The organism is Paraburkholderia sp. TE9906 (assembly GCF_056279605.1).
Window position 1 is genome coordinate 223078 of the sequence record NZ_JBWCCT010000005.1, and the last position, 13520, is coordinate 236597.

Below are 13520 nucleotides of genomic sequence, written 5' to 3' on the forward strand. Positions count from 1 at the left end.
TCAAGCCGAATGACCGACTATCTTATCTTGGGCGGCTTTCGATCTCCTGTGAATTGTCGGGAGTGGCGCGCAGTGTGTTTTCGGTTTCATCCGCCGTCCGCTTTGCCACCGCTTGAGCCCCTATCGCGACAGAAAAAAACCACGGCAAAACAATGAGACTATCCACCCGATTGATGACCGCTCTGGCACTCGTCAGTCCGCTGGCATATGGCCAAACCAGCGTGTCGTTATATGGCCGCCTCGACGGCGGCATCGAATACCTGAATCACATCAACGATGGCGCGGGCGGCAGTGCGAGCCGCTGGCGCGCGGAAGGCGGCAACTGGGGCACCAGTATGCTGGGCCTGAAAGGCAATGAAGATCTGGGCGGCGGGCTCAATGCGATCTTCAACCTCGAAACCGGTTTGCAGGTGATGGACGGTACGACCAGCGGCGGGCGGTTGTGGTCACGTCGTGCGTTCGTCGGTTTGAAGAGCGAGCAGTGGGGCACGCTGCAGGCCGGGCGCAATCTGTTCATCGATAGCGACGGCGTGTGGGAATTCGATCCGTTCGTGCAGCAGGCGTTTTCGTCGGCCTCGCTCGTACGCGGGCGCAACTGGCAGCAGACCAACAACAACATCGAATATAAAAGCCCGGTGTTCTGGGGCTTCGACGTGCAGGGGCAGTATTCGCTCGGCAATCAGGCGGGTGCGTTCAACAGCGGCGCGCCGGGCGAATTCGGCCGCTCGGACGGCATCATGCTGACCTATCACTCGCCGCTGTTCGACGTGCGCGGCATCTACGACGAACTGCGCGACAGCAACGGCCACTTCAGCAACATCTTCCAGGCGTCGCGTGAATATTTCGTCGGCGCTAACGTGCATTTTGATGCGATGAAGATTCAGGCCGCCTATACCCATTACTCGGCGCCCGACTCGCCGGCCGGCGTCGCCGATACCGCCGATCACTACTGGTTCGGCGCCACCTACAACGCACAATCGCGCTGGGCGGTCACGGCGGGTGGCTACTACATCAAGGTCGGCGACGGCGGAGGCGACGTCGCGCACGATCCGTCCGGGCACGCGATGATGTACGTGCTCGGCACGACCTACAACCTGTCGAAGCGGACCTTCCTGTACGGCACGGTCGGCTATGTGCGCAACGGCAGCAACTCGAACTTCTCGCTCGAAGCCGCGCCGCGCGATTCGACCGGCAATACGAATCCGCTCGTCGGCGAGTCGCAAACCGGTGCTTACGTTGGCATGATGCATCAGTTCTGATGCGGCTTTGACGTGGCGCTTTCGGCGCGTCGTCGTCAGTTCGAGTGTCGGGTCGATCCACGCCTGCGAGTTCGACTGAGTTCTCCACCGGCAGATTGCATCGGCGGCGGGTTGGCAGGCGGATCGCCTTCAGGCTCGCGAGACGGATCGCTGGCCGGATCGTCGGGCTCCGGATCGGGATCGGTGGCCGGTGGCGAGGGTGCGTCGGGCTCGATCTCAGGCGGCATCGGCGTATGCATGCACAGCCCGCGCACGTGACGGGCGTCGCGGATACGAACCCGCGTACTCGCTGAATTCATCGCGTCGTTCTCCATGTGGATCACCTGACACGGACCCACGCAACTCTCATGCCTTCTCCGGCGATTCCGCACCAGACGCGGGTTCACGTCGCGTGGAACGGCTATTGCTCGATTCCGGCACACGCGTTGCCATCAAAACGGGCGCGCATCGCATACGACACATCTGGCGCACTGAACGTGCAGGAACGAGGACAACCCATGGCGCGACACAAGGCCGACGTCGCTGACGATGACTTCGAGATTTTTGCCAGCTATCACGGAACAGGCGACGGCCGTTACGTAGGTGGACTGAAGGTAGTCAGAAAAGCGGACAGAAAACTTCTGTTTCCATTCGACGGTGCACCGGAAATCGGGCCCTACGCGACCGCGGACGAGGCGCGGCGGGCCGCGATCGACTACGGGCGCGAGATTGTCGCTGCGGACCGCGCAGCGCCGGAAAAGTGAGGGGCGCGGATTGAGCGCAGGCGGGCGTGTGGGCGCCGCAGGTGGGTAAGGGCGGACGAGAGGGCAGACGAGACGCAGACTGCATCCCGCTTGCACCCGCGCCTCAAGGCATGCCGCCAGGCGACGGCGAAATCGTGCTGCCGCGGCCCGGATCGTCCGGATGCTCGTCGGGTAACGTGGGCTGCGCGGCCAACGGCGGATGCGATCGATAGCAACTATCGATCGATGTATCGACGAGACAGCGTTGGAATGCGTCCGCGTCGTTCTTTTGCGCGAAGGTGTAGAGCGTGCGTTCCACCTGCACTTCGGTGTCGGACACGCGAATTGTCGTGATCGTCATGACGTTCTCCTTTTTACAAAAAACTGGCTCAGACCTGCAGCCTTGGCGCCGCAACGGCTGTGCCCAATGGGGGCGCTCGTGCGGCCGGCGCTGGCCTTGCGCGTTCGATGCGGTTCGATACACAGAGGGACCGGATGTTGCTGCATCGAACATGTGCCCCAATCAAAAGGAGAGTGCCATGCAGGACGCCAACCCGACCGAACGCCCCGACACACCGGCCATGTCGCCGGAAACGAAGGCGCGTAACAAGCCGAGCGGCACTCACTACGTCGAACCGAGTCCGCTTGGTATCGAGCCGGTTGAGCAAACCGGCGTGGACGAACAAACCAATCCGCCGCGCTCGGGCGATCGGCCGGCGCAGACCGCGGAAGTGCCGCTCGGCACGGGCGCACATGCGGAGCCGCCGGGCGGTGGCGGCCGCGAATCGCAACGCAAGCGCTGACGCGGCGCGCTGTGTTCACGTCGCTCACGTTCATACACCGCAGTCCGTGTGGAAAACCGAAACTAGGAGAGCCGTATGCAAGCGGATAACGAAGCCAGCAACCCCGGCGACGAAGGGCCCGGCGATGCCCCCGGCGTCGGCGAAGACCTTTGCGCAGCGTGTCACGGCACCGGCAAAGTGGAGGGCAGCCGCTGCGCGGTGTGCGGCGGCACGGGCAAGGTGCTGCAAGGGATCGGCGGCGGTTGAGCGTTCGCTGACCGCGTAGCGCTTCGTCGCAGGCGATATTTCGTGCAGGCGATATATCCTGCGATACCGTACGCGCTGCGCGAAAGGCACTGAGCGGACAGTCTGTCTGCCACGTGTTCCCTGGCGAGCATCATGCGATAGATACACACGCGTCCGGCGCTCGTATGGCACCTCATGGAGGTCTGCATGAGCGCGCCCGTGCGGGGCAGGCGCGTTTTATGCTGCACTACTTCAGGATGCGCTGACGCTGCCGCCGGCCCTGAGGCATTCACAACCGTCTCGCGAGTTTCCCCTGCGACGAGACCCATCGGCGGCAGCCTCACCCACACACGCGACCCCTCACCACCGGCGCCGCAAGCATCAGCAAGCACAGGAGCCAACATGTTCAATGATTCGAAACACGGATTCGATGCGGCTCGAACCGGGTACGAAGTCTTCATGCTCGAGCCGCACGACTGGGTGCCGAACAACCGCAAGCTGCCGGTCGTGGTTTACCGCCGCGCACTGGCGCGCGACAGCGGCAATCTGGCCGATGCATTCGAAATGCTGTTCGAGCGTAACGACTGGCCGCCGCAATGGCGCGACGGCATTTTCGATTACCACCACTTCCATGCGACCGCGCACGAAGTCCTTGGCGTATGCGGTGGTTCCGCGCAAGTGATCGTCGGGGGGCCGGGCGGCAGGGTGGTGACGATTTCGGCGGGCGATGCGCTATTGCTGCCCGCAGGAACCGGCCATTGCCTGCAATCATTCGAGCGGCATTTTCAGGTGGTGGCCGGTTATCCGGAGGGGCAGCAGTGGGACATCCGCCGCGAAGCGCTGTCGCCGGAAGAACTCCGGGCGATGGAAGCATTGCCGTTCCCGCCGCTGGACCCGATCGACGGCAAGCAGGGGCCGCTCGTCGAGCACTGGCTGCATGCGGCCTGAGGTTCGAGGCTGATGCGAAGCGCCGCGCGCGTTGCGATTTCGGTACGCGTTTTGCTGCGCCTGCGCGGTGAGGCAAAGCGCGCATGCGGTCGGCACCACGCGCGAAAAAATGAGCCGCCCTCGCAGCGCCCTTGCAAGCCCCCTGAAAGATCCGCCGCCTCCCACGCAACCGCACACACGATCCCGCATGTAAAGCCCCGTGCAGAGTTGCGTACATCGGTGCATCATCGGTAAGCCTCGCTGCGGTTCCTCATGCGTCAGTCCGTTCCATCCCCCCGGTTCGCCGGCACGCTCGGTCAGTGCGTCGCGGCCTCTTTCCACCGCCAAACAAGGAGTGTTCCATGCAAAACGATCCCGCCCTCGATCAGCTGTGCATCAACACGATCCGCACGCTATCGATGGACGCTGTGCAGAAGGCCAATTCCGGGCATCCCGGCACGCCGATGGCACTGGCCCCGGTCGCCTATCATTTGTGGCAGAACCATTTGCGCTACGACCCGGACGAGCCGCTGTGGCCGAATCGCGACCGCTTCGTGCTGTCGGTCGGACATGCGTCGATGCTGCTGTATTCGCTGCTGCATCTGGCGAGCGTCAAGGCCGTGGACCACGACGGCAAGCTGACCGGCGCGCCCGCCGTCTCGCTCGACGACATCGAGCATTTCCGCCAGATCGACAGCAGGACGCCGGGCCATCCCGAGTTCCGGATGACGACCGGCGTCGAAACCACCACCGGTCCGCTCGGCCAGGGCCTTGGCAACAGCGTCGGCATGGCGATGGCCGCGCGCTGGCATGAGAGCCATTTCAACCAGGCGGATGCGCCGCTGTTCGACTACCGTGTCTATGCGCTGTGCGGCGACGGCGACATGATGGAAGGCATCTCGCACGAAGCGGCGTCGCTGGCCGGTCATCTGAAACTGTCGAACCTGATCTGGATTTACGACAGCAACCGCGTGACGATCGAAGGTCACACCGACCTCGCGTATAGCGACGACGTGGAAAGCCGCTTTCGCGGCTACAACTGGCACACGCTGCATGTGGACGACGCGAACGACGCCGCCGCGCTCGAAGCGGCCTTCGTCGAAGCGAAGCGCATCACCGACCGGCCGACGCTGATCGTGGTCCACAGCATCATCGGCTGGGGCGCGCCGAACAAGCAGGACACGTCGGCTGCGCACGGCGAGGCGCTCGGCGTCGAGGAAGTCGCGCTCGCGAAGAAGGCCTACGGCTGGCCCGAGGACAAATTCTTCTACGTACCTGATGGCGTGCACGAACGTTTTGCCGCGGGCATCGGTGCGCGCGGCAAGGCGGCGCGCGCCGAATGGCAGGCGAAGTACGACACGTACAGGAAAAAGTATCCGGACCTCGCGCGCGAATTCGCGCAGATGGAAGCGCATGAATTGCCGGCAGGTTGGGATAGCGACATTCCGGCTTTCGACGCGGACCCGAAGGGTGTCGCCTCACGCGAATCGTCGGGCAAGGTGCTCAATGCGATTGCCGCCCGCGTTCCCTGGATGATCGGCGGCGCGGCCGATCTCTCGCCGTCCACCAAAACGAATCTGAAATTCGAAGGCGCCGGCAGTTTCGAAGCCGATAACTACGGCGGCCGCAATCTGCATTTCGGCATTCGCGAACATGGGATGGGCGCGGTGGTGAACGGGCTCGCGTTGTCGAACCTGCGGCCCTACGGCTCGACCTTCCTGATTTTCAGCGACTACATGAAGCCGCCGATCCGGCTCTCGGCGATCATGGAAGTGCCGGCCATTTACGTGTTCACGCATGATTCGATCGGCGTCGGCGAAGACGGTCCGACGCATCAGCCGATCGAACAACTGGCCTCGCTGCGCGGTGTGCCTGGGTTGACGGTGCTGCGTCCGGGCGATGCGAACGAAGTCGCCGAGGCATGGCGCGTGGCGCTGTCCGATGCGAAGCGGCCGGCGTGCATCGTCGTGTCGCGCCAGCCGTTGCCGACGCTCGACCGCAGCCGCTATGCCGCTGCCAGCGGCGTGCGCAAGGGCGCCTATGTGCTCGCCGATGCGCCGGCCGGACAGAAACCGCAGGTGATTCTGATTGCGACGGGCAGCGAACTGTCGCTGTGTGTCGACGCGTATGAGAAGCTCAAAGGCGAGGGCATCGCGGCGCGCGTGGTGTCGATGCCGTCGTGGGATGTGTTCGAGCGTCAGGACGAGGCGTATCAGGAGTCGGTGCTGCCCGCCGACGTGGACGCGCGGGTGGCCGTCGAACAGGCGGGCACGCTTGGCTGGGACCGCTATGTCGGCCGGCTCGGCGCTCAGGTGGTGATGCATACGTTCGGCGCGTCCGCGCCGCTTGCCGATCTGAAGAAGAAGTTCGGTTTCACGCCGGAGAAGGTCTATGAAGCGGCGAAGCAGCAGATTGCGCGGGTTCAGTCGAAGCGGGGTTCGGCGTAACGTGCGAGCAGGTGCGTGAGGCGGGATGAGTGGCGAGAGGAACCGGCGGTGCGGCAACCATCCACCGCCGGTTCTTTATTTGCAGCGGCCCGCCGCCGCATTTTCCTTATTACACGCTCGGGGTTCGTGACGCGCGATCCATTCGGCGCCCGTCAATTGGCCGGAATCGTCACCACCGGCGCTTTGCTGCTCGTATCGGCTTCCGCCAAAGCCATCAGATTCTGCACGACCGTGAATGCATATTTCGAGTCGAAGTCGTTGCGCTCGACCCAATACATCGACGACCCATAGGCGATCGTCACATACGCATTGTCGGGCGCGTTCTTGCCGGAGTGGATGATGATCGTCGGCCGGGTCTCGCCGCCGATCAACCCGACGGTGGGTTTGGTCGAGCCGTCGCTGATGCGCTCGAGCGGCACCTGCACCTGCGCGCCGAGATCGGTCAGGATGCCGAGCACCGAGCGCGTCACCATCGGAATGCGGTCGCCCTTTTGCGAGGTCGACGACGGCCCGTAGACGATCTGATAGGTCCGCGTATTCGACGACAGCCGCAGCAGCCTGCGCACGCGCGCCACGTCCGCGGCGGTTTGCGACGACTCGCCGCTGGTGGTCGCGCCCATCACCAGGAACACGCCCATCGGACCGCTCTGGCCGTCCTTGCCTTCCGCCTGACGTGACTCGACGTTCAGCTCGCCCGCCAGTTGCAAACGGCGCAGAGCCTGCAGCAATTCGAAGAAGCCCGGCGCGCCCGCGCTGTTCTCGCCGCCGAGCGCATTGCCGTTCTGCAGCCCGCCCACCGATTGCGCGGTGATGCGCAACAGCAGATCGATCGGAATGCCGCCTTCGGCAAGCGGCAGTACCAGCGCCGGCGCGAGTGGCCGGATATACGCGGACGCAAACGCTTCGCCGGTGGTCGGCGTGAAGGTGAAGGTCGGGTGGTTCGAATAGGACACGCTGCCGGATGCAAGCGCATAGTTCGGCATGCTGCCGGAACCGGCGTTGGCGGTGGCGCCGCCGGTGGTGTCGAAGGTATACGCGGCGATGATGTTGCTGACGGTCAGAAAGGCCGGCGCGTCGCCGTAACGCAGGCCGATCACGGCGGCGAGTATCGTGCGTTTCTTCGCATCGCCGAGCGCGCGCGCGTAGTCGACCTGGTCGGCCTTGAGGCGGGAGGGTCCGATGTGCACGCACGCGGAAGTGAGGCACGCGGCGCACAACGCGACGGCGACGGAAGCTGTTCTGATCATGGCGGCGAAAAGGGCGGACGGCAATCCGCTGAAGAATGGGCCCGCAACGGCGGTAGCAGGGCGCATTCCCGCGTGAGCCGCGCACGGGGTCGTTTTTCCGTTTGAGCCGATGAACAGGCGGATTGCGCTCGCATGCGGCCCGTGAATCGCCACCCAGAATTGGCCGGCAACGTGCAAGATTTGCACGAACGCTCCTCGGATACATCGTCAGGCACGACGCGGACGGCTTTCGACGCGGTGGAAGGGAGGTGCTTTCCCACGGTATATCGATCAACCGTGTTGTCGCATCAGGACCCGATCGCGTCCTTCGCCGCGGCGTGATCGCCCGCTTCGAGTGTGCTGTGATAGGCGCGCGACTGCATTTCCGCAAGCCGGCTCAGCGTGCGCGACAGATCATGTGCGCCTTCGAGTCCGCTGAGCGCCGCCGCGAGCGGCTGATCGGAGGCGATGAACAGCGTGCGTTTGCGGTCGTAGAAGATATCGATCAGCCAGACGAGCCGCTGCAGCGTATGCGCTTGCGTGAGCCGGGAGGTGTGCAGGTTATCGAGAATCAGGCCGCGCCATTGCTCGGCGAGGTCCAGATAGTCGAGGTGCGAGCGGCTTGCCACGCACAGAGTGTCGAAGTCCGCCCACAGCAGCGCCGCACCCGCCGCGCGTGCCGCGAGCGGCCGGCCCGCCGCGCTCAGCGTGATCGGTTCGACACTGCGATCGCCTTCGTGGCGCGTGAAAATGTGCCGCAGCGCGTGCTGGCTGGCCGTGTCGAGTGGCGCGAAGAAACGCGGCACCTCGGCTTCTTCTCCACCGAAGCGGTAGTCGCGCGTGCCGTCGAAATGAATCACCGTGAAAGAGCGTTTGATCTGTGCGATGGTCGGCAGAAAACGCTCGTGAAACTCGGGGTCGGGCAGCAGCGCGTCCGGTGCGTAGTTCGAGGTGAGCACGATGCGCGTGCCCTGGGCGATCGCGGTATCGAGAAAGCGGCCCATCAGGAACGCATCGGCGATATCGTGCACGTGGAATTCGTCGAAACACAGCAACTCGACGCCGTCGAGCCATTGCCTCGATACCGAGCCGAGGCGGTCGTCGCCGCGCGGTTCGCTCACGAGCCGCCGGTTCATCTCACGCAGAAATTCGTGGAAATGCAGACGCCGCTTGCGGCAGTTCGCCAATTCGAACGCCGTATCGACGACGAGACTCTTGCCGCGTCCGGGCAGCCCATGGCAATAGACGCCTTGCGGTGCGGATGCGCCGCCGGCGTTCGCTTGCCGTGCTCGCTGAGTGCCGGCTAATGAGACGAGTGCCGCAATCGCGTCGCGCTGGCGAGCGTCGGGCGTGATGCCGCGAGCGGCCAGCTTTCGCGTGATCCGGGCTTCGTCAAGCATGGGCGAGAGTGCCGGTGCGCGGCGCGGCGAATGGCGCGGCCAGCCGCGTGGCGGCCGATGACGGGAAAACTGCGGCGATGTCGTTGAGCATGACGTGACGGCGGGCGATGAGCGCGCCATTTTAGCAGTCATGTCCGCGGACACCTGCCGCCGTCAAACCTGCTGCCGGCTCAACACGCGCTGCAATTCGCGCGGATCGACCGGCTTCGTGAAGTGATGATCGAAGCCGGCGTCGATCGCGGTCTGCTTGTCCTGCTGCTGCCCCCAGCCGGTGACGGCAATCAGCAGAATGCCGGCCTCATGGTGATCGCGCCGCACACGCCGCGCCACTTCATAACCGTTCAGAAGCGGCAAACCGATGTCGAGAATCACCGCGTGCGGCTCGAATTCGGCGATCAACGCCAGACCGGCGATGCCGTCGCCCGCAGTGCGCACTTCGTGACCTTCGAGTTCGAGCACCATCGCGAGGCTGTCGGCGGCATCGGCGTTGTCGTCGACGATCACAACACGCATGCCGCCCGCGTGGGTAGTGTCGGGCGCGGGGTGGTCGGTGGGCGCCGCCGCGCCGCCCGATAGCGGGAGCCTGATCATGAACTCGCTGCCCGTGCCCGGCCCGGCGCTGAATGCGGCGACAGTGCCGCCATGCAACTCCGCCAGCCCGCGCACCAGCGCGAGGCCAATGCCGAGACCGCCCTGTGAACGATCCAGTGCGGGTGCCAGTTGAGAGAACATTTCGAACACGCTGTTCAAGTGTTCGCGCGGAATGCCGATGCCGGAATCGCGCACGACGATGACGGCTTCATTGCCCTCGCGCTCGGCCGCGAGCGAGATGTTGCCGCCGGCCGGCGTGTATTTGGCCGCGTTGTTCAGCAGGTTCAGGATCATTTGCGAAAGACGGGTGGGATCGGCATCGAGATAGAGCGGCTCGCGCGGCAGCGTCACGCTCAAGTGGTGCGACGAAGCCTGCACGGTGGGGCGCGCCGCTTCCATCGCGGATTGCATCGCGCGCGCGAGTTCGAGCCGCTGCTTGCGCAGTTCGAGCTTGCCTTGCGTGATGCGCGACACTTCCAGCAAATCGTCGACCAGATGCGTCATGTGCTGCAATTGCCGGTCGAACACGTCGCGCGACCAGCTCAGTTGCGGATCGGCGAATTCTTTCAGACGCAGAATTTCGAGCACGTTGCGCATGGGCGCGAGCGGATTGCGCAGTTCGTGCGCGAGCGTGGCGAGGAATTCGTCCTTGCGGCGGTCGGCCTTCGAGAGTTCGAGATTGAGCCGCTGTAGCTGCCGCTCGGCGCGCCGGCGTTCGGTGGTGTCACGGCTCACGCAGACCGCGCCGTAGATGTCGCCGCGCGCGTTCGCGAGCGGCTTGACGACGGTGTCGCACACGCCGCGCGTGCCGTCGCGCCGCACGAAGGTGAGTTCGCCGCGCCATGTGCCGTCGGCGGAGAGTGCGGCGAGCGCTTCGCGGCGGATGCGCAGCGCGTCTTCCGGCGGATGGAAGATGGCGATGGGCTTGCCGAGAATCTCGCGCATGCGATAACCGAGCATGCGCTCGCCGCCGACGTTGAAGTCGGTGATGTTGCCGCGCAGATCGGTGATGACGATCGCGTCGCTCAGATGCTCGAAGATCGCGGCCTGGCGCAGCAGCACGGTTTGCGCTTCCTTGCGCTCGGTGATGTCGAGGCCGAGCCCGTAGATCGTCAGCGGTTCGCCGTTGCGGTCGTAGGTGGCGCGCCCGCGGCCTTCCATCCAGCACCAGTCGCCGCTCGCATGCATGAAGCGGAATTCGGCGACGTAGTCGTCCGCACTCGCTACCGCATGGTCGACGGCTTCGTTGAGTCCGGCCAGGTCGCCCGGGTGAATCAGTTCGAAAAAGCCGCCGGGCATGTTCGCGAAGCGGCCTTCGGCGTAACCGGCGAGCGCTTCGAGTTCGCGGCTCCACCAGAACTTGCCCGACTTCGGCTCGTGCGACCACGCACCCATGCGCGCGCCGCGCATCGCGAGACTGAGCACGTCGCGGCTTTCCCGCAACGCTTTCTGCGCCAGTTGATGCGCGGCCACCGACGCCTCGGCATTGCGCCGCGCGAGCAGCAGTTCCTGTTCGTACTTGTGACGATCCGCGACGATCAGCACCGCCACTTCGAAGTAGCTCGTCTCGCCATGACGGCGGCTCACCGCGTTGAGCAGCATCGGCACCATCTGGCCGTCGCGGTGGATCATGTTCAGCTTGACCTCGGCCACCGAACCCTGCATTTGCAGCAGCGGCGCCCAATGGGTCTGATAGAACACCTTGCCGCCCGCGCTCAGCAGATCCTGAATGTGCTTCACACCCGCGAGCTCCGTGGCGCCATAGCCGAGCCAGCCGCAGAAGGTCGCGTTGACGCGTTGTATACGGCCGTTGGCGTCGGTCACGAGCAGGCCGCACGCGGCGTGCTCGTAGAGCGTGTCGGCTGACGGCTGCAGGTGGTCCGTGCTGTGCATCGCGTTACAGGCTCAGCGGCTCGAGAAAGGCGCTCACGGCCGCCGAACTGGCGCCGGGCGAACTCAGGTGCGGACAGTGGCCGACATTGTCGATCACATGCAGCGTGCTGCGCGGCATGACCCGGTGCATATATTCGCCGACCGCCTGCGGCGCGATGATGTCGTCGCTGCATTGCAGGATCAGCGTGGGCGCGGTGCTGCGCGCGAGCAGCGCGCGGTGATCGGACAGAAACGTGACGCGTGCGAATTGCCGTGCGATTTCCGGGTCGGTGCGGCAGAAACTGTTGGTCAGTTCGATGCCGAGTTCCGGTTGCTCCGGCGTACCCATGATAGCCGGCGCCATCGTGCTCGACCAGCCGAGGTAGTTGCTCTCGAGGGTGTGCAGCAGGTCTTCGATATCGTCGCGCGTGAAGCCGCCGATGTAGTCGCCGTCGTTCACATAGCAGGGCGACGGGCCGACCATCACATGTGCGGCGAAGAGCTGCGGCGCCTTGAGACTCGCAACGAGGCCGATCATCGCGCTCACGGAATGGCCGACGAATACGACCGGCTCGTCGGCCACTTCTCGGATGATGCCGATCAGGTCGTCGGCGTAGCCATCGAGCGAATCGTATTTGTCGACGTCGTAAGCGGCGAGATCCGACGAGCCGCTGCCGACGTGATCGAACAGCACGGTCCGGTAGTCGTCATGAAACAACGGCGCGAGGTATCGCCACATGGTCTGATCGCAGCCGAAGCCATGTGCGAGCACCATGATCCGTTTGCCGTGACCCGAAATATGTACGTTGTTGCGCTGGATGATGCTCATTGTCGAGTCCTGAGGTCTGCGGGGAATGACGCGGCGAAGGAGCCCGCGACGGCGCCGGGCCCGCATCCATGGATGTTACCGCAGTCTCGCCGTCAGACCCAGTGCGAGAGGCGTGCGGGATACGTTTCGCGCCGCTCTGCATGCAGTGTGCCGGGTTGGTGGGCGCGGATTCAACCGGTTTCGATTTTCGGCTGCAGCGCCTGAAGCGGTTCGCGGCCGAATCGTTCGTATTGCGAAATCACCTGAGCGCCGAACAACAGCAGCGTAGCGAGCCATTCGAGGCTGAGCAGCAGCACGATCGCCATGGTCAGCGACCCGTACACCACGCTGACCTGAGACAGTGTCGCGAAGTACCACACCAGCACGTGCCGTGTGATTTCCCACAACAGGGCCGCGACCACGCCGCCCAACAGCGCATGTTTGACCGAAGGCCGCCCGACCGGCATGACCAGGTAGATGGACGTCAGCACGAAGATCTCGCCGGCGAGTCCGAGCAGATACAGCGCCACCCGCGATGGTCCTTGCAACGAGACATGCAGGCCGAACAATTCGACGCCCTCGGCGCCGAGCGTTTCCAGCGCGCTCGACACGCACGTGACGATCAGCAGCCCGATGCCGAGAAACAGGATGTAGCAGTACGGCAGCAGCGCCGAGATCAGGAAGTGCCTGCGCCGGATCACGACGCGGTGGACGAAGATCAGCGACATCGCGTTTTCGAGGACGGTGAAGGCGAGCGAGCTGAAGAAGATCATGGTCAGCAACAGCACCCAGCCGATCACCGCGCGATGGTCGAGGAAATTGGCGAGTTCCTGCACCAGCGCATTCGACTGCCCGGGCACCAGCCATCGAAGCAGATGGGCGAGCGACGCCAGCAGCAGGTGTTGCGGTACCACCCGTGACAGCGCGATGACGATCAGGATCAGCAGCGGTACGATCGACAGCAATGCGTAATACGCGACCGCGCCCGCGAGCAGCAAACCCTGGTTCGCCCGGAATGCCTTGAGCGTTTGCAGGACGAAGCGGCCGGGGTGTTTCGCGATATACAGCGCGTGCGGGTCGAGGATGATGCGCATGGGGCCTCGCGGTGCGAGTCGGGCTCTGCCGGCTGGCAGCCAGTATCGACGCGCCTGCTTGCTCTATATACCGTAAGCAGGCACGCAACGCAAACCATGCGCGCGTCGGGCGCGTGTCAGGAATGCAGTTTGCTTGGTGTTCGGGC

The 13520-nt window shown here is 64.4% G+C and carries 13 protein-coding genes; 6 read left to right on the forward strand and 7 right to left on the reverse strand.

Annotated features, from left to right (window positions below; all coding sequences use genetic code 11):
- The first annotated feature begins 152 nt into the window (after positions 1-152).
- Entirely contained in the window at positions 153-1259 is a 1107-nt protein-coding gene (locus ACZ9H4_RS15075; RefSeq protein ID WP_476119397.1) for a porin, read from the forward strand.
- Positions 1260-1294: 35 nt separating this feature from the next.
- Here the strand turns inward: ACZ9H4_RS15075 and ACZ9H4_RS15080 are convergent, their stop codons facing one another.
- Complete coding sequence (locus ACZ9H4_RS15080; protein ID WP_476119399.1) at positions 1295-1573, reverse strand: hypothetical protein; 279 nt, start codon at positions 1571-1573, stop codon at positions 1295-1297.
- 183 nt (positions 1574-1756) lie between these two features.
- On the opposite strand from ACZ9H4_RS15080, the gene ACZ9H4_RS15085 reads away from it, so the two are divergent.
- Positions 1757-2002, forward strand: coding sequence for a DUF6723 family protein (locus tag ACZ9H4_RS15085; RefSeq protein ID WP_408148194.1), 246 nt, complete (start codon positions 1757-1759; stop codon positions 2000-2002).
- Between the two features lie 103 nt (positions 2003-2105).
- Here the strand turns inward: ACZ9H4_RS15085 and ACZ9H4_RS15090 are convergent, their stop codons facing one another.
- Entirely contained in the window at positions 2106-2342 is a 237-nt protein-coding gene (locus ACZ9H4_RS15090) for a hypothetical protein (RefSeq protein WP_408153291.1), read from the reverse strand.
- A gap of 178 nt (positions 2343-2520) precedes the next feature.
- Between ACZ9H4_RS15090 and ACZ9H4_RS15095 the strand changes: the two genes are divergently transcribed.
- The 4 genes from ACZ9H4_RS15095 to tkt all read left to right on the forward strand — a co-directional run bounded on the left by ACZ9H4_RS15095 (position 2521) and on the right by tkt (position 6383).
- Positions 2521-2784, forward strand: coding sequence for a hypothetical protein (locus ACZ9H4_RS15095; RefSeq protein ID WP_408148144.1), 264 nt, complete (start codon positions 2521-2523; stop codon positions 2782-2784).
- A gap of 75 nt (positions 2785-2859) precedes the next feature.
- Positions 2860-3030 carry a hypothetical protein gene (locus ACZ9H4_RS15100; protein ID WP_408148142.1) on the forward strand — a complete coding sequence of 57 codons (171 nt, stop codon included), beginning with the start codon at positions 2860-2862 and terminating at the stop codon, positions 3028-3030.
- Between the two features lie 381 nt (positions 3031-3411).
- Entirely contained in the window at positions 3412-3957 is a 546-nt protein-coding gene (locus tag ACZ9H4_RS15105) for a cupin (protein WP_476119403.1), read from the forward strand.
- A 341-nt stretch (positions 3958-4298) separates the two neighbouring features.
- Positions 4299-6383, forward strand: a complete 2085-nt coding sequence (tkt, locus tag ACZ9H4_RS15110) for a transketolase (RefSeq protein ID WP_476119405.1) — start codon at positions 4299-4301, stop codon at positions 6381-6383.
- Positions 6384-6535: 152 nt separating this feature from the next.
- On the opposite strand, the gene ACZ9H4_RS15115 is transcribed toward tkt, so the two are convergent.
- The 5 genes from ACZ9H4_RS15115 to ACZ9H4_RS15135 all read right to left on the reverse strand — a co-directional run bounded on the left by ACZ9H4_RS15115 (position 6536) and on the right by ACZ9H4_RS15135 (position 13374).
- Positions 6536-7630 (reverse strand): hypothetical protein, encoded by a 1095-nt coding sequence (locus ACZ9H4_RS15115; RefSeq protein WP_476119406.1) that lies wholly within the window; start codon positions 7628-7630, stop codon positions 6536-6538.
- A gap of 287 nt (positions 7631-7917) precedes the next feature.
- Positions 7918-9009, reverse strand: coding sequence for a cell division protein ZapE (zapE, locus tag ACZ9H4_RS15120; RefSeq protein ID WP_476119408.1), 1092 nt, complete (start codon positions 9007-9009; stop codon positions 7918-7920).
- A gap of 153 nt (positions 9010-9162) precedes the next feature.
- Positions 9163-11493: a hybrid sensor histidine kinase/response regulator gene (locus ACZ9H4_RS15125; protein ID WP_476119411.1), complete on the reverse strand. Its 2331-nt coding sequence runs from the start codon at positions 11491-11493 to the stop codon at positions 9163-9165.
- Positions 11494-11497: 4 nt separating this feature from the next.
- A complete protein-coding gene (locus tag ACZ9H4_RS15130; RefSeq protein ID WP_408148130.1) occupies positions 11498-12301 on the reverse strand; it encodes an alpha/beta fold hydrolase in 804 nt (267 codons plus the stop codon).
- 170 nt (positions 12302-12471) lie between these two features.
- On the reverse strand, positions 12472-13374 hold the full coding sequence (locus tag ACZ9H4_RS15135) for a YihY/virulence factor BrkB family protein (RefSeq protein WP_408148128.1): 903 nt from the start codon (positions 13372-13374) through the stop codon (positions 12472-12474).
- Positions 13375-13520 lie beyond the last annotated feature (146 nt).

Bases quoted from the DNA above. Each gene is read 5' to 3' on its own strand.
- ACZ9H4_RS15075 (WP_476119397.1), top strand. From the start codon at position 153: ATGAGACTATCCACCCGATTGATGACCGCTCTGGCACTCGTCAGTCCG.
- ACZ9H4_RS15080 (WP_476119399.1), bottom strand. From the start codon at position 1,573: ATGGAGAACGACGCGATGAATTCAGCGAGTACGCGGGTTCGTATCCGC.
- ACZ9H4_RS15085 (WP_408148194.1), top strand. From the start codon at position 1,757: ATGGCGCGACACAAGGCCGACGTCGCTGACGATGACTTCGAGATTTTT.
- ACZ9H4_RS15090 (WP_408153291.1), bottom strand. From the start codon at position 2,342: ATGACGATCACGACAATTCGCGTGTCCGACACCGAAGTGCAGGTGGAA.
- ACZ9H4_RS15095 (WP_408148144.1), top strand. From the start codon at position 2,521: ATGCAGGACGCCAACCCGACCGAACGCCCCGACACACCGGCCATGTCG.
- ACZ9H4_RS15100 (WP_408148142.1), top strand. From the start codon at position 2,860: ATGCAAGCGGATAACGAAGCCAGCAACCCCGGCGACGAAGGGCCCGGC.
- ACZ9H4_RS15105 (WP_476119403.1), top strand. From the start codon at position 3,412: ATGTTCAATGATTCGAAACACGGATTCGATGCGGCTCGAACCGGGTAC.
- tkt (WP_476119405.1), top strand. From the start codon at position 4,299: ATGCAAAACGATCCCGCCCTCGATCAGCTGTGCATCAACACGATCCGC.
- ACZ9H4_RS15115 (WP_476119406.1), bottom strand. From the start codon at position 7,630: ATGATCAGAACAGCTTCCGTCGCCGTCGCGTTGTGCGCCGCGTGCCTC.
- zapE (WP_476119408.1), bottom strand. From the start codon at position 9,009: ATGCTTGACGAAGCCCGGATCACGCGAAAGCTGGCCGCTCGCGGCATC.
- ACZ9H4_RS15125 (WP_476119411.1), bottom strand. From the start codon at position 11,493: ATGCACAGCACGGACCACCTGCAGCCGTCAGCCGACACGCTCTACGAG.
- ACZ9H4_RS15130 (WP_408148130.1), bottom strand. From the start codon at position 12,301: ATGAGCATCATCCAGCGCAACAACGTACATATTTCGGGTCACGGCAAA.
- ACZ9H4_RS15135 (WP_408148128.1), bottom strand. From the start codon at position 13,374: ATGCGCATCATCCTCGACCCGCACGCGCTGTATATCGCGAAACACCCC.